Consider the following 16,600-nt stretch of genomic DNA (forward strand, 5'->3'; position numbering starts at 1 on the left):
TCGAGATCTCCGTCGCGCCCGCGCAGTGGAACATTCCCTTGGCGCCCGAGCGGTGAACTCCGATCACCATCTCGGCCGCGTTGTCCGCCAAGGTCGGCGAGCCGATCTGATCCGAGAATGCCTTGACGGACTTGCCGGCCCGCAAGGACTCGAGGACGGTGAGCGGAAACGTCTTCTTCGCTCCTGGCCGGCCGCTATAGATCAGCGCCACGCGGCACACCGCGACGTCGTCCGCGAGGATCAGCGCGGCCTCCTCTCCGGCGCGCTTGGTCCGGGCGTAGATGCCGCGCGGATTGGGAGCGTCGTCTTCGGAGTAGCTGCCCTTGGCGCCGTCGAACACGTAGTCGGTCGACAGCGTGGTCAGGCGCGCGCCGGCCTGCGCGCACGCCGAAGCCGCGACCTCCACCGCACGCACGTTCAACGCCCAGGCATCGTGGGGGCTCTGCTCGCAGGCATCGACGTCGGTCATCGCAGCCGCGTTGATCACGCCCGCCGGCCGCATCCTGCCGATCAGCTCCCACAGCTTCTCCGGCGCGTGCAGGAGATCCATCTCCACGTACTCGAACGCGCCTTCGACCCGCCGCGGACCGCGGCCAAGCGCGACCGCCCGCTCTCCCGCCCCGCTCAGCCGCGCGACGATGCGGCTACCGACCAGCCCGTTCGCGCCGGCGACGAGGGTTGTCATCGCGCTCCGTAATTGCGCTCGTAGTACGTGAGGTACTCGCCGGTGCGGACGCGCTCCCACCAGCCGCGGTTCTGCACGTACCACTCGACGGTGCTCGTCAGCCCCTCGCCGAAGGAGATGCGCGGTGTCCAGCCCAGCTCGGCACGCGCCCGCGCAGCGTCGACGGCGTAGCGGCGGTCGTGTCCCGGCCGGTCCTTCACGTGCTCGATCAGCTCGCGCGGCTTGCCGAGGATCTCCAGCAGCCGTCCCACGATCTGGAGATTCGGCCACTCGTTGTCGCCGCCGACGTTGTACACCTCTCCCGCGCGGCCTCGCTCGGCAGCCGCGAGCAGCGCGCGGCAATGATCGTCCACGTGGATCCAGTCGCGGACCTGGAGCCCGTCGCCATAGACAGGCAGCCTGCGGCCTTCGAGCGCGTTGGCGATCATCAGCGGGATCAGCTTCTCGGGAAACTGGTACGGGCCGTAGTTGTTCGAGGAGCGCGTCACCACCACGTCCATGCCGAACGTGTGCCCGTAGGCCAGCGCGAGCAGATCGGCCGCGGCCTTCGACGCGCTGTACGGGCTGGAGGGCCTCAGCGGGCTGCTCTCGCTGAACCTGCCCGTCGCTCCCAGCGATCCGTAGACTTCATCGGTCGAGACCTGCACGAACCGCCTCACCTTCGCCTGCCGGGCGGCCTCCAGCAGCACCTGCGTTCCGGAGACGTTGGTCTCCACGAAGATGGCCGGCCCGAGGATGCTGCGATCGACGTGGCTCTCCGCGGCGAGGTTGAGGATCACGTCGACCTTGCGGTCGCTGATCAGCCGATTCACCAGCTCCGCGTCGAGGATGTCGCCGCGGACGAAGGCGTGCTTCTCATCCTCCCGCAGTTCCGCCAGCGACTCGGCGTTGCCGGCATAGGTCAGCTTGTCCAGGTTGACGACCGTCCAGTCCGGGCGCTCGCGGCGCAGCAGCCGCACCAGGTTGCTGCCGATGAACCCTGCGCCGCCCGTGACCAGGACGGTCTGCGTCACTTGCGCCTCACCAGCTCGTTCGCCGAGGCCAGCGAGTCGAAGGTGCCCGCGTCCGTCCACCACCCCTGCAGGCGGTCGCAATGCAGCGTTCCCGCGCGCAGGTAATGGTTGTTCACGTCGGTGATCTCCAGCTCGCCTCGGCCGCTGGGCTTGAGGGTGCGGATGATGTCGAACACCCGGGAATCGTAGAAGTAGATGCCGACCACCGCCAGATCCGTCTTCGGTTTCTTCGGCTTCTCCACGATGCGCACCACGCGGGAGCCTTCCACCTCGGCGACGCCGTACCGCTGCGGGTCGTGCACCTGCTTGAGCAGCAGGCGCGCCCCCTTCCCTTGCTCGCGGAAAGCCTTCACGTAGGGACCGATGGCGTCCTCGAAGATGTTGTCGCCGAGGATCACGCACATCAGGTCGTCGCCGGCGAAGCTCTCCGCCAGTCCGAGCGCCTGCGCGATGCCGCCGGCCTCGTCCTGCACCTTGTAGGTGAATCGGCAGCGGAAGTCCTTGCCGGAGCCGAGCAGCGTCACCACGTCGCCCATGTGCTCGACGCCGGTCACGACGAGGATCTCCTCGATGCCGGCGTCGGTGAGCTTGCGCACCGGATGGAAGATCATCGGCTCCTGCCCCACCGGAAGAAGGTGCTTGTTGGTCACTTTGGTGAGCGGAAACAGGCGGGACCCGGTTCCGCCGGCGAGGATGATGCCTTTCATCGCGGCTCCTTGAACGGCGCGCCTTTTATCACGCCCCCCAGAGCGTCAGGGCGGCAATCAGCGCGCTGGCCAGGCCCGGGATCGCCGCGGCCGTCCACGGCTCGAGGGCGCCGGAGACGGCGATCGCGTGAGCGATGACCGAAGCCGCCCACAGCACCATCGAGAGCCCCATGCCGAGCGCGACGGCCCCGGCGAGAGGCAGGCGGCGGCGTGGGCGCTGCAGCTTCAGCGTCAGACCGAATGCGGCAAGCGCGGCCGGGATCACGTGCACCGGCGTTGCGGCACGCTCTGCGAGCGCCGCCTCGTATTCTCGCGCGCGTTGTCCCCCTTTCTCCCGTCGCCGCAGCTGCTCGCGAAGCTGGCGCCAGGGCAGCTGCCGCGGACGGCCGCTGCGGAGCTCCAGATCCGCCGGGGTCTCGGGGAACAACTCGATGAGCACGTCGACCCGGCGCTCGGAGATGGTGCCGCCCGGGCCGCCGTAGAGCTCGTAGCGGGTCTCCACCGCCTCCAGGAAGCGCCACCGCCCCGGACCGGCGGGCTCGATGCGGCGGGCGTCGATCCGGCGGGAGAGCCGGAACGGCGGAGCGATCTCGAGGACCGTCGCAGGTTCCCATCCGCCGTCCCGCACCGGACCGAGATGATAGATGCGCCCGAACTTCCCCCGCAGCCAGGAAGAGCCCGCGTGATAGGTGGCCCAGTCGCCCCAGCGGTTGAAGCGCTTGACCTGGATCTCCTCCGCCCGCGCGTCGGCGCCGACCACGACCAGCTCGCAGAGCCAGAAGAGCACCAGTCCGAGCACGGCGGCGAAGGCGGCGATCGGCGCGAGCAGGCGCAGCGGCCGCACGCCGAGCGCAAAGAGCGCGGTCAGCTCTCCGCGCCGCGAGAGCAGCGTCACCAGCAGCGACGTCGCGATGATGAGCGCGACCGGCGCGAGCTGGTACGACACCACCGCGGCCTTGTTCGCGTAGAGCTCCGCCGCGGCCCAACCCCAGGCCCGGCCGGTATAGGTATGCGCGCGGTCGGCGAAATCGATCACCAGATAGATGAGGACGACGCCGCCCAGCGTGGCAAAGAACAGGCGCGCGAGCTCCGCCAGCATGAGGCGGTCGAGCTGCCCTCCCGGTCTTTGCCGGCCCCGCTTCAGTTACAGCTCCCCCGCGGCGATGTCGGACCGGCTGTGCGACCCGGCGAAGGAGATCCGCGCGGCGGCGCCATAAGCGCGCGCCCGCGCCTGCGCAGGGCCGGAGCCGAGTGCCGCGACGGTGAGCACGCGACCGCCGGCGGTGACCACCGTTCCGGCCTGCGACTTCGTTCCGGCGTGGAGGATCCACAGATCTTCGCCTTCCTCGGCGGCCAGCGCTTCGAGGCCGTGGATCGGATCCATCGCACGCGGCGCCCCGGGGTACCCGTGCGCGGCCAGCACGACGGCGACAGCCGTTCGCGCGTCCCAGACCGGCTTCTGTCCGGCCAGGCGGCGCTGGGCGGCGGCGAAGAACAGCGGCAGCGGGTCGCTGCGCAGCCGTAGCAGGATCGCCTGTGCTTCGGGGTCGCCGAGCCGGCAGTTGAACTCGAGGACGCGGGGCCCCTCGCGCGTCAGCATCAACCCGGCATAGAGCGCGCCGACGAACGGCGCGCCGCGGCGGGCCAGCTCCCTCGCCGTGGGCTCGAGTACCGTTCGCACCACGACGTCGACCAGTTCCTGCGTCACGTCGGACGGCGGGCATACGGCACCCATTCCGCCCGTGTTCGGGCCCCGGTCACCGTCCAGGAGCCGCTTGTGGTCGCGCGCGGGCGGCAGCGGAAGCACCATCTCGCCGTCGCAGAGCGCGATGATCGAGACCTCGCGGCCAGCGAGGCGCTCCTCGACGAGCAACGTCGCTCCGGGCTTCCAGAGCTCGTCGACCGCGGCGGCCGCCGCCGCGCCGTCGTCCGCGACGATGACTCCCTTTCCCGCGGCGAGGCCGTCGAGCTTGATCACACTGGGCCCCTGCGACCGCGCGTAATCCCGCGCGGCTGCCGGATCCACGAACACCGCCGCCTTCGGCGTCGGCACGCCCGCGGCGAGCATCACCTCCTTGGCGAATGCCTTCGACGACTCGATCCGTGCCGCGGCCTGCACGGGCCCGAAGCAGGGGACGCCCCGCTGCGCCATCCGGTCCGCGAAGCCCTCGGCCAGCGGCGCCTCCGGCCCGACCACCACGAGGTCCGGAGACTCCGCGAGGGCCGCGTCGGCGAGCGACGGAAGCGCCGGCACACAACGCGCTTCCCGGGCGATCCCCGGATTCCCGGGGACCGCGACGATCTCGCGCGCTCCCCCGCCGCGGCGCAGCGCGCGGACCAGAGCGTGCTCCCGGCCCCCGCCCCCGATGACGACGACCCGGGTCATGAAGTCAGTGCCGGAAGTGCCGGACGCCCGTGAACACCATGGCAACGTCCAGGCGATCGGCGGCCGCGATGACCTCGTCGTCGCGCACCGAACCGCCCGGCTGCGCGATCGCGGTCACGCCCGCGCGCGCCGCCTCCTCCACGCCGTCGGGGAAGGGGAAGAACGCATCGGACCCGAGCACGGCACCCCGTGCCTTCTCTCCTGCGCGCTGCGCCGCGATCCGCACCGAGTCCACCCGGTTGGTCTGTCCCATGCCGATTCCGACGGTGACGTCCCGCCGCGCCAGGACGATGGCGTTCGACTTCACGTGCTTGACCACGCTCCAGGCGAACGACAGCGCTTCCACCTCCTCGGGCGTCGGCGCCCTCCGGGTGACCACCTTCCAGCCGCGTGGATCGGCGTCCGCGAGATCGCGCGACTGCACCAGCAGCCCGCCGGGAATGCTGCGCAGCTCGCGCGGCTCGGGGGTCCAGGAATCGCGCGCCTCCGCCAGCGACGGGACCTCCAGGAGCCGGAGGGATTTCTTGGGTTTCAGGGCGTCGAGCGCCCCGCGGTCGAATCCAGGCGCGATCACGGCCTCGAGAAACGTCTCGGCCAATGCCATCGCCGTACCGGCGTCGACCGCATGCGTGAGCGCCACGATGCCGCCGAACGCGCTCACCGGATCGGAGTCGCGCGCCATCCGGTAGGCGTCGAGCACGGTAGGTGCCCGCGCGACGCCGCACGGATTGGTGTGCTTGACGATGACCGCCGCAGCCTGGCCGTCGCGACCCATCGCGTGCTCCTTCAGCGCCTCCAGCGCCGCGGATCCGTCGAGGAGGTTGTTGTAGGAGAGCTCCTTGCCCTGCAACTGCTTCGCGGACGCCAGCGTCGGCTCCGGGGGCGGCGGCACCGCCGCGTAGAAGGCGGCGCGCTGGTGCGGGTTCTCTCCGTACCTGAGCGACTGCAGCCGCCGGTATTCCGGCAGCGGCGGAGACTCCGCGAACCCGCCGCCCTCCTCCGGGTGCGCTTTTGCGAGCTGCTCGGCCAGCCAGCCGGAGATCGCAGCGTCGTAAGCGGCGGTGTGGGCGTACGCGCGCGCCTGCAGCCGCCGTCGCGTGCTCTCGTGCACCTCGCGCTTCTGCTGCAGCTCGGCAAGGACGACACCGTAATCTGCGGGATCGACCACCACGGTGACGTACTCGGCGTTCTTCGCCGCGGAACGGATCATCGAAGGCCCGCCGATGTCGATGTTCTCGATGACCTCCTCGTACGGCAGGCCTTTCGCGACCGCCTCGCGGAACGGGTACAGGTTGACCACCACCAGGTCGATCGGCTGAAGCCCCTGCTTCTGCATGTCGGCCTGGTCGGCGGCGAGCTTGCGCCGCGCGAGGATGCCGCCGTGCACCTTGGGATGCAGCGTCTTCACCCGCCCGCCCAGCATCTCCGTCGCGCCGGTGAAGTCCTGGACCTGCTTCACCTTCACGCCCTCCTTGGCGAGCATTGCGGCGGTGCCGCCCGTCGACAGGATCTCGATCCCAAGCCCGGCGAGGCCGCGGGCGAACTCCACCAGGCCCGTCTTGTCCGAGACGCTGATCAACGCGCGCGCGACAGTCATCACGCGGCTCCATACCACAGCACCGCGCGCTTCAGCCCGCGGAACGCCGGCCGAAGGCCGGCGCCGGATTGGTCAGGTGGAGCGGGCTGGCGGAGCGAACGTCCGCATCCGTAGTACTCGTCCCCGCGGCGCTCGCCGCCGCCCTACGCGTCTCGTCTACTGCGGAGGCGCAAAGCCGCACCTTCCGGTGCGGCAGCGCCTAGTCGTCCTCGTCGTCCCTGGCCGGCAGCGGCTCGTCGTCGGCGATCACCCGCAGCTTCGCCAGGCCGCGCATCTCCAGCTGGCGCACCCGCTCCCGGGTGAGATTCATGATCACGCCGACCTCTTCCAGCGTGATGCCGGCCCGGTCCGCGACGTCGAGAGCGCAGGTCTCCGCGAGCTCCCACAGCTCCTTGTCGGGAAAGTTCATCTTCACCGACCCGGTGCGGGGATTGACGTCCACGTAGAGGTTGTACTTGCAGGAGACGTACGGGCAGGGCCGCTCGCCTTCGGCGCAGTCGCCCCGGTTCTGCGGCCGGCTGGCGTCCAGCTCCGCCATCAGCGTCTGCAGCTCGGGATCGAGTCCGCCGGCCGCCGCCTGCTGCCGGAAGAGCCGCGCCATCTCCTTGCGGCTCATCGTCCGCGCTCGCTGGCGCGGCTTGTCCTCCGGTTCGTCGACGACGGGCAGAATGTTCCTCTTCGCCTCGCTCATGAAAGGCTCATCCCTTCCCGGGGTCTTCCCGTGACGTGATTTCGGAGACCGTTCGCTCCATGTCCTTGACGAATTGATGGGCGTGCCGCCGGCTCTCGGCGAGCAGCCTGTCGAGCTCCTTGCGTCGCGAGGGGCGCAGCTCGCCCTTGTCGGCGACCGCCTTCTCCAGCGCCGCGAAAAGCTCGTCGAGCGATCGCTCCACGCCGTCGAGCTGCCCGCGGAAGAAGATGAACGAGTGCCGGATGTCCTCGAGCGTCATCCCCTCGTCCATCAACGACTTGATGACGTGGATGCGCCGGACCGCGCTCGCCGGATAGAGGCCCTTCGAGCCGCGATGCTTTCCCTTCTCGCCGACGCGCCGGCTGCGCGGGAGCAATCCGAGCTGGACGTACTTGCGGAAGGTGGCCTGCGCGAGCTTCACGCCGCGAGGCGCGAAGAAGTCGACGATCTGGACAGCGGAGATCCCTTGCGGGTGCTCTTCCTCGAGAGCGTCGAAGTCGTCGCGTTCGCGCTGCGCCATCGTCACCCCGCTCAAGGTGCCGCCCCCTCGGACGCCGCCCCACCGGCGATGCTTTGAATAGCATCGCGTGAATGCATTCGCAGGAGTAGCGTATCTTGAGTAGCGTGTCAACATGGCGCAAGCAGGCGAGCCCACGCTTGTGAATTCGCCATTCCGCGACCCCAACTGTCAATCGGGTAGGCAGGAGCCCGCCAGAGGGAGCAGCGACACCTACAAAGCACCGCAAACGCGGTTTCGTAGGGTCCATCAGCGCGACAGGTCGACGTCCAAGCGGTGCTCCACGCCGTCCTTCACGGCGACATCGATCGCGCGCCACCGCCCGAGCTTCACGGACCCTACCCGCACGGAATGATTGCCGGAAGGCACTTCGACCAACAGTGGCGTCAAGCCCCGGAGCTCCCCGTCCACGTAGACCTCCGCCTCTCCCGGCGAGGCGTTGATTCGGATGTCACCATGGGCGGCCGCAGGCCCCGCGCTGATCGCGGACTGCAGAAATCGATGTGCGCGGCGCGGCGCGGCGAAAAGCAGCACCACCGGCAGAAGCAAAAAAAGCAGCGCCCCGCCGGCTGCCACGATCTTGAGCGCCCGCCGCCGCGGCGCCGGGACGGCGGCGAACAGCGGCCCGCGCGCTTCCACCCGCCGCGGCGTGCTTTCCGACGGCCGCCCCGCAGGCGGCGGGTCGGAGCGCGACACGACGGATTTCGATCCGCGGGTCTGCACGAGCGCGTCCCGCGCATACCGGTGCAGCCACTCCGCGAGCGCGCGGTCCGGATCGCTGGGCGGCGGACATGCATGCAGCAGCGCCGCCGCCATCTCCGATGCGCTGGCGAATCGGTCGCGCGGATCGTCCGCCGTTGCCTGCTCGATCACGACGCGCAACGCCGGCCCGCATCCCACGTCCGCCGCGTCGGCGATGACGCGCCCGAGCGAGAAGATGTCGGCGGCGGGCCCGATCTTCCCGCCCCGGGCCTGCTCGGGCGCCATGTACCCGCGCTTTCCCGTCGGTCCCGCGCCTTGGTGCGCGACGTCTTCGCAGCCCGTGGCCCGGGCGACGCCGAAGTCGCCGAGGTACACCGCGCCTGAGCGCGAGAGCAGCACGTTGTCGGGCGCAACGTCGCGATGGATCACGGAGAGCGGCTTTCCGTCGCGTCCCAGCGCCGTGTGCGCCGCGTGCAAGGCATGCGCGACCTGCGCGCCGACGTGCGCCGCCAGCGCTTCCGGCATCACCACGTTCTGCCTGCGCGAAATCTTGAGGACGGACCGGAGCGACGGACCGTCGACGAATTCCAGCACGAAGACGGGGCCGTGCTCCTCGGTCTCCAGGTAGTCGAGCGCGGCGACGATGCCGGGGTGGTGCAGCGCTCCCACCATGCGGGCCTCGTCGGCGAGCATCGCCGCAATCCGTGGATCGCCGCGGCGCTCCGGAGCGAGCACCTTGAGGACGACTCGCCGCCGGAACGCGCCTGCTCCCTCCAGCTCCGCGAGCCAGACTTCGCCCATGCCCCCGAGACCCAATCGCTGCTCGAGGACGTACCTGGCGCCGATGCGTTCGCCTGCCTGCACACGACCCTCTGGCGTTCCTTGACAGGCCCCTGCCCGTACTTACTCTAGCGCCGCACCGCGGCAGACCGATAGGCCGCGAGCGCGTCGAGGGAGAGCAAAGGAAATGGCGAAGAAGATCATTGGAATCGACCTCGGGACGACGAACTCCGTGGTCGCGATCATGGAAGGCCGCGATCCGAAGGTGATCGAAAACGAGGAAGGCAACCGGCTTACCCCATCCGTCGTCGGCTTCAGCAAGGACGGCGAAATCCTGGTCGGCCAGGTTGCCCGCCGCCAGGCGATTACCAATCCAGAGAACACCGTCTACTCGATCAAGCGCTTCATGGGTCGCAAGTTCGAGGAGACCACCAGCGAGCAGAAGCGCGTCCCCTACCGGGTCGTGAAGGGCGACAACGGCGACGCCGCCGTCGAGATCCAAGGCAAGAAATGGAGCCCGCCCGAGATCAGCGCCAAGGTCCTGCAGAAGCTGAAGCGGGCCGCCGAGAACTATCTCGGCGAAGGGGTGAGCGAAGCCGTCATTACCGTTCCTGCCTACTTCAACGACGCCCAGCGACAGGCGACCAAGGACGCCGGCCGCATCGCCGGACTCGAAGTGCGCCGCATCATCAACGAGCCCACCGCGGCGGCGCTGGCCTACGGCCTCGACAAGAAGAAGGACGAGATCGTCGCCGTCTTCGACTACGGCGGCGGCACCTTCGACATCTCCATCCAGGAAGTCGGCGAGAACGTCGTCGAAGTCGTCGCCACCAACGGCGACACGCACCTCGGCGGCGACGACATGGATCAGAAGATCATGGACTGGCTGATCCAGGAGTTCCGCGGCGAGACCGGCATCGACGTGAGCAAGGACAAGATGGTGCTGCAGCGCCTGAAGGAAGCGTCGGAGAAGGCCAAGATCGAGCTGTCCAGCACGATGGAGACGGAGATCAACCTGCCCTTCCTGACTGCCGATCAGACTGGCCCCAAGCACCTGGTCAAGCGGCTCACCCGCGCGAAGTTCGAGCAGATGTGCGAGGACCTGTTCCAGCGCGCGCTGGAGCCGACCAAGAAGTGCCTGGCCGACTCCAAGAAGAGCCCGAAGGAGATCGACGAGGTCATCCTGGTGGGCGGCGCGACGCGCGTGCCGAAGCTGCAGCAGATCGTGAAGGACTTCTTCGGCAAGGAGCCGAACCGCTCGGTGAACCCCGACGAGGTCGTGGCCATCGGCGCCGCTGTCCAGGGTGGCGTGCTCACCGGCGAGGTCAAGGACATCCTGCTGCTCGACGTCACGCCTCTGACGCTTTCCATCGAGACGCTGGGCGGCGTGGCCACGCCCCTGATCCCGCGGAACACCACCATTCCCACGAAGAAGTCGGAGGTGTTCAGCACCGCGGCCGATGGCCAGACCAGCGTCGAGGTGCACGTGCTCCAGGGCGAACGTCCGATGGCGCGCGACAACAAGACGCTCGGCCGGTTCCACCTCGACGGAATTCCGCCTGCTCCGCGGGGCGTGCCGCAGATCGAGGTGACCTTCGACATCGACGCCAATGGCATCGTCCACGTCATGGCGAAGGACCGGGCCACCGGCAAGGAGAACAAGATCACCATCACGGCCAGCTCGGGCCTCTCCAAGGAGGACGTGGACCGCGCCGTCAAGGAAGCGCAGGCCCACGAGGCGGAGGACAAGGAGCGGCGCGAGGAGATCGAGGTCCGCAACCGCGCCGACAACCTCGCCTACGCGACGGAGAAATCGCTCAAGGAGCTGGGCGACAAGATCCCCGCCGCGACCCGCAGCGATCTCGAGGCCAAAGTGAAGGCGGTTCGGGACGCGCTGAACGGCTCGGACGTGGCGGCGGTAAAGAGCGCTACCGAGACCCTGATGCAGGCTTCCCACCGGATGGCCGAGGAGGCCTACAAGGCCGCCGGCGGAGCGCAGGGTGAGCCGGGCGCCCCCGGCCCGGAGACGGGAAGCCAGCCCGGCGAACAGGCGGGCGGCCCGAAAAAGGACGACGTAGTGGATGCTGAATTCGAGGAGCAGAAGTAACATCCAACCGTTCGCGGCGTCCGCGAAATCCCCCCCCTTTCGCGACGCTGCGCCGTAAGGCGGGACCCTTCGGGGTTCCGCCTTTCGTTTTGCTCCGGCCGCCGAAGGCGGCTTAGGAGCAACGCTTTTTCTGGCTGTTTCCGCGAAGGCGGAAACAGCCTTGCAGGTCCGCGGTGACACTCAAACTGACGACCTGGAACGTAAACGGCATCCGCGCGCGCGCTCCCGAGGTGCTGCAGTGGATCGAGCGCGAATCTCCCGACGTCCTCTGCCTCCAGGAAATCAAGGCCTCGCCGGAGCACGTTCCCGTCCCGCTCTGCGATCTGGCGGGCTACTGGTGCTTCTGGCACGGCTTCAAAGGCTATTCGGGCGTCTCCCTCCATCTGCGCAAGAGCACCTTTCCGGGACGTCCCCGGTTCACGCATCCGGAGTTCGATGCTGAGACGCGCATCGTCACCGTCCGGCTCGGCGATCTCCTTCTCGCTTCGGTCTACGTCCCGAACGGCGGCAAGGATCTGCCCGCAAAGATCCGTTTCCTCGAAGGGCTGGAGAAGTTCGCTGCCGCGGCGCAGGCGGAAGGAGCCAAGCTGCTCCTCTGTGGCGACCTGAACGTCGCGCGCGAGGAGCGCGACGTGCATCCCAAGCTGCGCAAGCAGGATCAGATCGGGACCACGCCGCTGGAGCGCGAGTTGTTCGCCAAGCTGCTCTCGCGCGGGCTGGTGGACCTTGGCCGCCAGTTCGCTCCCGACGACGATCGCCTCTTCACCTGGTGGGCGCCGTGGCGCAACCTGCGCGAGCGCAACATCGGATGGCGCATCGACTACGTCCTCGCCAGCGGGGTCCTCGCGGAAAAAGCAACTTCCTGCTCGGGCTTTCGTGAGTTCGGCACCAGCGATCACGGGCCGTTGCAGGCGGCATTCGAAGTGCCCGCTCCGAGCTACGAAGCGGCGCCCGAGCCGCCGCCGCAGGCTGCACCGCCGCCCGGCCAGATTCCGCTGCTTTAGCGGACGGCACGCACATTCGCCGCGCGCTGCGCACGCGCAGCCCCTTTCGACCTCCACGCGAGAATCTCTAGGTTTGCTCTCTGTGTTCTGGCAACGGAGCTACGATCGCGGCAAGACGCTCGCCGCCGCCGAGAAAGCCCGCTCGCGCGGCCGCGTGCGCAAGGCAGTGCGCTGCTACCTGAAGGTCCTCGAGCACGACCCGGCCGACCACGTCGTCCGCTCCAAGCTCGCTCCGCTGCTCGCGAAGGTCGGCCGCTGGGACGAGGCGAGGCAGAACTTCGACAAAGCCGCCGCCGGATATCTCGACGCGGGATTCGCGCCCAAGGCCATCGCCGTCTGGACGGTGGCGGCGCAGACCTTTCCGGAGCAGGTCGACTACTGGGAGCGGATCGCGAACGAGCAGGTGAAGCGCGGCAAGCGGCAGGATGCGGTGCTCGCGCTGCTCCAGGGCCGCTCGATGCTGCGCAAGCGACGCCAGCGCCCGTTCGCCGTTCTGCTGCTGCGCCAGGTGCTGGAGCTGGAGCCCGGCCACGTCGACGGAACCATCGATCTCGCCGATCTCCTCCGGCGCGACGGCATCCGCGACGAGGCCAAGCGGCTCCTGGCAGGTCTTCTGGTCCGGATCGGAAAGGTCCGCACCCTGCGGCGCAGGGTGCGGTTCGCACAGTTCAGGGTCGAGCCGTCGGTCCGCGGCGTGCTCGACTGGGCCCTGGCCCGCTGACGCTTTCACCTAGAAAGGGAGAGACATGTCGATCGTCGAGCGCTTCTACTTCTGGCCATCGAACCCCGCGGCGTCGATCTTCACGCTGTGGGTCCTGAGCCAGATCTTCCTCTACGCGGCCCGCGTGCCGATGCACCGGGCGCTGCGTGAGGTGGGCCGGCTGCTCGGCGGCGCGTTCCGCATCGGCGCCCGCTGGTGCCGCGGGCTCGCGACCGTGGCCTCCCGCCGGGATCACGAGATGATCGTCGAGATGGGCAAGGGGGACACCGAGGCCAAGATCGGCCGCGAGTTCCACCGCATCGAGGGCGCGTTCGCCAAGGAGCTGGCGCGCTATCCCGATCTGCACCGCAAGCTCGACGACGTCGTTACGAAGATGGACGCCGACTTCCAGGAGTGCGGCACGGCGGCTCCGGCCGCGCCCGGCTGGACCGAGGCGGTCGCTGCGGTGGCGAAGATGCCGCCGACTCCCGACGGCATGGTGAAGAAGGTGCTGGAGGAGATCCAGAAGTCGGCGATCGCAGGCGAGAAGAAGGCGCTGCAGGAATTCCGCGAGGCGACGGCGAAGAGGCACAAGATCCTCTCCGCGATGGCGCCGGCGTGGAAGGAAATGCAGAAGATCGCCACCGACGTCGCCCGCGCCGTCTCCGGCGCGCTCGAAGCCACCAAGCGCATCGACGGCTTCATGACGTCGTACGAGAGCGTGCGCGCGGCGGAGGAGAAGGCGACCCGCGCTCTGGGCTGGAACGCGACGCAGCTCTTCGTGGTCTCGCTGCTGGTGATGGCGGTGGCGATGGGCGGCGCGTTCGTGAACTTCAACCTGATCGCGCTGCCGATGAGCGAGCTGGTCCCCTCCGGCAACCGCATCGCCGGCATGCCGGTTTCCACCGTCGCGGCGCTCGTTGTGGTGCTGATGGAGATCGCGGCCGGTGTATTCGCGATGGAGATGCTCGGGATCACCAGCTTCTTCCCCAAGCTGGAGCTGCTGCCCAGGTCGCGGCGCCGCATCATCCTCGTGGTCGCGGTTGGCGGTCTCTTCATGCTGGCCTGCATCGAGTCCTCGCTGGCCATCCTCCGCGAGCAGATCGTCGAGTCGTCCACCGCGCTGAAGGCGTCGCTGGCGGGCATCAAGGAGCATCCGGTGGCCCACACCGCGTCCTCGCGCATTCCGGTGGTCGGCCAGGCCGTGCTCGGGTTCATCCTTCCCTGGATCCTGGCGATGGTCGCCGTCCCGCTGGAGACGATGATCTCGACCGGTGGCCACATCGTTCTCAGCACGGTGACCGGACTGATGCACGTCGGCTGGATGGTCTGCCGCCTGGGCGGTCACGGCATGCGGTACCTCTGCGAGGCCGCCCGGCACGTGTACGACATCTACATCGTCATTCCGCTGCAGATCGAGCGGATGGTGGGCGGCGGCTCGCGGCAGAGCCCGGTAGCGGCGGTCGGAGTGCGCGGCCAGGGAGTGCGCCCGTGAAGCGCGCCTCGATCGTGGCCTGCGCCCTTCTTGCACTCTCCTGCTCTAGCGGCGCGCGGTATTCGCAGGCGATCGTCGCGCTGGTGGACGTGTCGGGGACATACGCGGACCAGCGGCCCGAGGTCGTGGACGTGATCCGCAAGGGCCTCTTGCCTCGCCTGACCCCGGGCGACACGCTGGTCGTCATCCGCATCGACAACGAGAGCTACGGCAAGCAGAACGTGGAAGCCAACATGACGCTCGACGTCCGGCCCTCGAGGGCCAACGCGCAGAAGCTGGCGCTGGCGAGCACGCTCGACGCCTTCGCCCACAAGCGCCTGCGCTCGGGCCACACCGACATTCGCGGGGCGATGATGCTGGGCGCGGAGTATCTGCGGGAGACCAACGCCGGCCGCCGCACCATGGTGGTCTTCAGCGACATGGAGGAAGACCTTCCTCGCGGCGTGAAGCGCGACATGGCCCCGGACGAGCTGAAAGGAGTGCGGGTGCTGGCGATGAACGTCAAGCGACTCGCCCGCGACAACGCGAACCCCACCGCATACCGGGCGCGGCTGGCAGGCTGGGAGAAGCAGCTCACCTCCCACGGCGCGCGCGAGTTCAAGGTGGTGCTCGAGGCGGAGAAGCTGGCCGAGCTGATCGACGAAGGCTAGCCACAGTTCTGATGCTCTACTTTTCGTCCTCGCGTGGGCCTGCCGAGGGTTTCTTGTCGGGCTGGGTCTGCGCGCCCTTTCCGGCGGTGCCCCGGGTCGAGGCGGAGCCGGCCCCCTCGTCGGTGCCGCTCGCCACGCCTCCGGCCGCGCCGTGCTGCGCGCCGTCGGGATAGTTCCGGCCCTGCGGCACAGGCTCGCGTTGCACCGGGGTCATCGGGGCGCCCGAGCCCATCGGCTTCGGGTCCTCGTTGCGCTGGGGCGGGGAGTCGGCGGGCCGGTTCAAAGAGCGTTTGCGGTTGCGCGGCCGCGCCTGCGAGTTGACCTTGCCGCGCGCACGCTCGTTCTGGATGCGCGAGCCTCCTTCGCGAATGCCGGTGCCGCCGCGCGGGCCTTCGTCGGTGCGTCCGCCTGCCATTCCATTTGCGTCGCCGCTCTCGATGCCCGCCGCGGGCGGGCCGGTGCGCTCGTCACCGCCAGCGGTCGACCCGCGCGACCCTCGCTGCGAGGTGTCCGCGGCGCGGTTCGCATCGGTGGGCGTCGGGGCGGAGCCCCGCTGGGCGCTGTCCGGGCGGCCTTCACCAGTGCTCTGTGCCATGGCCAGCGCCCAGAGAAGCGCGCCGAGAAGAAGGCTGTTCATGCTGGAAAGGTAGCTACTACCGTGTCTTGCCGGGCGCCTCCAGCAAGGGGCCCGGTTGGCTGCTCTCCGAAGTGGCGGGCGACTCGAACAAGTCGGCGCGCGACGCCGACTCCCCCAGCCGCGCGCGCAGGTCGGCATCGAGGGCGAGGATCACGGACTCGAGCCGCTGTACGCGCGATTCCAGCGCCTGTCCGGCGGTCCTCCGAATCTCCGAGTCGACCTGGAGTTCCCTGTCCTTGAGCTTGAACCACTTCCAGACGAACACCAGCGCGACCGGAAACCCGAACGTGGCGAGAATCGCGATGATCGGAATGAGCAGCTCCAGCATGGCGGTGTTCATGGTCGGTACCGTACGCACGGGAAGCACGACCTTTTCAAGTGCCGCGCCGCGCGATCCGGAAAAAAAGGAAACGCGCCCCCGGGGCGTTTCCCGGGAGCGCGTCGGCCATCAAACGTCCGTGGATCAGTTCGCGGGCGTCACGGGCGCCGCGGCATTGGCATTGCGCTGCTCCAGCGCATTTGCGCGGTGCTCGACCCGGTCGCCGCGCTTCTCGCGGCGCTCACCCTGCCGCTCCATGCGTTCGCCCTGGCGCTCCATCCGCTCGCCGCGCCGTTCCTGCCGATCGGCGGCGCGCTCAAGCGCGTTCGCGGCCTTCACGTGGCCCGCTGCGCGAAGCTCCTCGGCGCGCTGGTCCTTGGCTTCCGCCTTCTGCACCAGGTTTTCGCCGCGCTGCTCGCGCCGCTCACCGTGCTTCTCACGCCTCTCGCCCTGACGCTGGAGCCGCTCCGCTCGGCGCTCCATCCGATCCGCGCGATCCGCCCGCGCCATCGCGGGAACGAGCACGAGAGCGGCAACCATTCCTCTCAAGAGCGTCTTCATCCGTGTCCTCCGGGGATGCTCGATCAACCCACGGATCGGGGACGCGGTA

17 protein-coding genes are annotated in these 16,600 nt (G+C 69.0%); 5 read left to right on the forward strand and 12 right to left on the reverse strand.

Annotation, left to right across the window (positions count from 1 at the left end; translation table 11 throughout):
- The 9 genes from E6J58_15365 to E6J58_15405 all read right to left on the reverse strand — a co-directional run.
- A partial coding sequence (locus tag E6J58_15365) for an NAD(P)-dependent oxidoreductase (GenBank protein TMB35577.1) occupies positions 1-685 on the reverse strand: 685 nt, incomplete at its 3' end.
- Positions 682-1,698, reverse strand: coding sequence for a dTDP-glucose 4,6-dehydratase (gene rfbB, locus E6J58_15370; protein TMB35578.1), 1,017 nt, complete (start codon positions 1,696-1,698; stop codon positions 682-684). The genes E6J58_15365 and rfbB, both read right to left, overlap by 4 nt.
- The gene (locus tag E6J58_15375) at positions 1,695-2,405 is read right to left on the reverse strand and encodes a spore coat protein (GenBank protein TMB35579.1); all 711 of its coding nucleotides are present in this window, start codon (positions 2,403-2,405) and stop codon (positions 1,695-1,697) included. Before E6J58_15375 ends, rfbB begins: the two co-directional genes overlap by 4 nt.
- A gap of 28 nt (positions 2,406-2,433) precedes the next feature.
- Positions 2,434-3,504 (reverse strand): YjgP/YjgQ family permease, encoded by a 1,071-nt coding sequence (locus E6J58_15380; protein TMB35580.1) that lies wholly within the window; start codon positions 3,502-3,504, stop codon positions 2,434-2,436.
- Positions 3,505-3,549: 45 nt separating this feature from the next.
- Positions 3,550-4,791 (reverse strand): phosphoribosylamine--glycine ligase, encoded by a 1,242-nt coding sequence (purD, locus tag E6J58_15385; GenBank protein ID TMB35581.1) that lies wholly within the window; start codon positions 4,789-4,791, stop codon positions 3,550-3,552.
- A 4-nt stretch (positions 4,792-4,795) separates the two neighbouring features.
- The gene (gene purH / locus E6J58_15390; GenBank protein TMB35582.1) at positions 4,796-6,388 is read right to left on the reverse strand and encodes a bifunctional phosphoribosylaminoimidazolecarboxamide formyltransferase/IMP cyclohydrolase; all 1,593 of its coding nucleotides are present in this window, start codon (positions 6,386-6,388) and stop codon (positions 4,796-4,798) included.
- A 199-nt stretch (positions 6,389-6,587) separates the two neighbouring features.
- Positions 6,588-7,004 carry a DNA-binding protein gene (locus E6J58_15395; protein ID TMB35743.1) on the reverse strand — a complete coding sequence of 139 codons (417 nt, stop codon included), beginning with the start codon at positions 7,002-7,004 and terminating at the stop codon, positions 6,588-6,590.
- Between the two features lie 82 nt (positions 7,005-7,086).
- The gene (locus E6J58_15400) at positions 7,087-7,599 is read right to left on the reverse strand and encodes a MerR family transcriptional regulator (protein ID TMB35744.1); all 513 of its coding nucleotides are present in this window, start codon (positions 7,597-7,599) and stop codon (positions 7,087-7,089) included.
- 246 nt (positions 7,600-7,845) lie between these two features.
- The gene (locus E6J58_15405; GenBank protein ID TMB35583.1) at positions 7,846-9,162 is read right to left on the reverse strand and encodes a PEGA domain-containing protein; all 1,317 of its coding nucleotides are present in this window, start codon (positions 9,160-9,162) and stop codon (positions 7,846-7,848) included.
- 103 nt (positions 9,163-9,265) lie between these two features.
- Between E6J58_15405 and dnaK the strand changes: the two genes are divergently transcribed.
- The 5 genes from dnaK (at position 9,266) to E6J58_15430 (ending at position 15,034) form a co-directional block, all read left to right on the forward strand.
- Positions 9,266-11,185 carry a molecular chaperone DnaK gene (dnaK, locus tag E6J58_15410; protein TMB35584.1) on the forward strand — a complete coding sequence of 640 codons (1,920 nt, stop codon included), beginning with the start codon at positions 9,266-9,268 and terminating at the stop codon, positions 11,183-11,185.
- 173 nt (positions 11,186-11,358) lie between these two features.
- The gene (gene xth, locus E6J58_15415) at positions 11,359-12,189 is read left to right on the forward strand and encodes an exodeoxyribonuclease III (GenBank protein TMB35585.1); all 831 of its coding nucleotides are present in this window, start codon (positions 11,359-11,361) and stop codon (positions 12,187-12,189) included.
- 82 nt (positions 12,190-12,271) lie between these two features.
- Positions 12,272-12,910: a hypothetical protein gene (locus E6J58_15420; protein TMB35586.1), complete on the forward strand. Its 639-nt coding sequence runs from the start codon at positions 12,272-12,274 to the stop codon at positions 12,908-12,910.
- A gap of 25 nt (positions 12,911-12,935) precedes the next feature.
- Positions 12,936-14,384: a hypothetical protein gene (locus E6J58_15425; protein ID TMB35587.1), complete on the forward strand. Its 1,449-nt coding sequence runs from the start codon at positions 12,936-12,938 to the stop codon at positions 14,382-14,384.
- The gene (locus E6J58_15430) at positions 14,381-15,034 is read left to right on the forward strand and encodes a VWA domain-containing protein (GenBank protein ID TMB35588.1); all 654 of its coding nucleotides are present in this window, start codon (positions 14,381-14,383) and stop codon (positions 15,032-15,034) included. The genes E6J58_15425 and E6J58_15430 overlap by 4 nt, the downstream gene beginning before the upstream one ends.
- Before the next feature lie 16 nt (positions 15,035-15,050).
- On the opposite strand, the gene E6J58_15435 is transcribed toward E6J58_15430, so the two are convergent.
- The 3 genes from E6J58_15435 to E6J58_15445 form a co-directional block, all read right to left on the reverse strand.
- The gene (locus E6J58_15435; protein ID TMB35589.1) at positions 15,051-15,671 is read right to left on the reverse strand and encodes a hypothetical protein; all 621 of its coding nucleotides are present in this window, start codon (positions 15,669-15,671) and stop codon (positions 15,051-15,053) included.
- Between the two features lie 16 nt (positions 15,672-15,687).
- On the reverse strand, positions 15,688-16,011 hold the full coding sequence (locus E6J58_15440; protein ID TMB35590.1) for a hypothetical protein: 324 nt from the start codon (positions 16,009-16,011) through the stop codon (positions 15,688-15,690).
- Positions 16,012-16,134: 123 nt separating this feature from the next.
- Positions 16,135-16,551: a hypothetical protein gene (locus E6J58_15445; protein ID TMB35591.1), complete on the reverse strand. Its 417-nt coding sequence runs from the start codon at positions 16,549-16,551 to the stop codon at positions 16,135-16,137.
- Between the last annotated feature and the right edge of the window lie 49 nt (positions 16,552-16,600).

The sequence above is a fragment of the Deltaproteobacteria bacterium genome (genome assembly GCA_005879535.1).
In the GTDB taxonomy this organism is placed as follows: domain Bacteria; phylum Myxococcota; class Myxococcia; order Myxococcales; family 40CM-4-68-19; genus 40CM-4-68-19.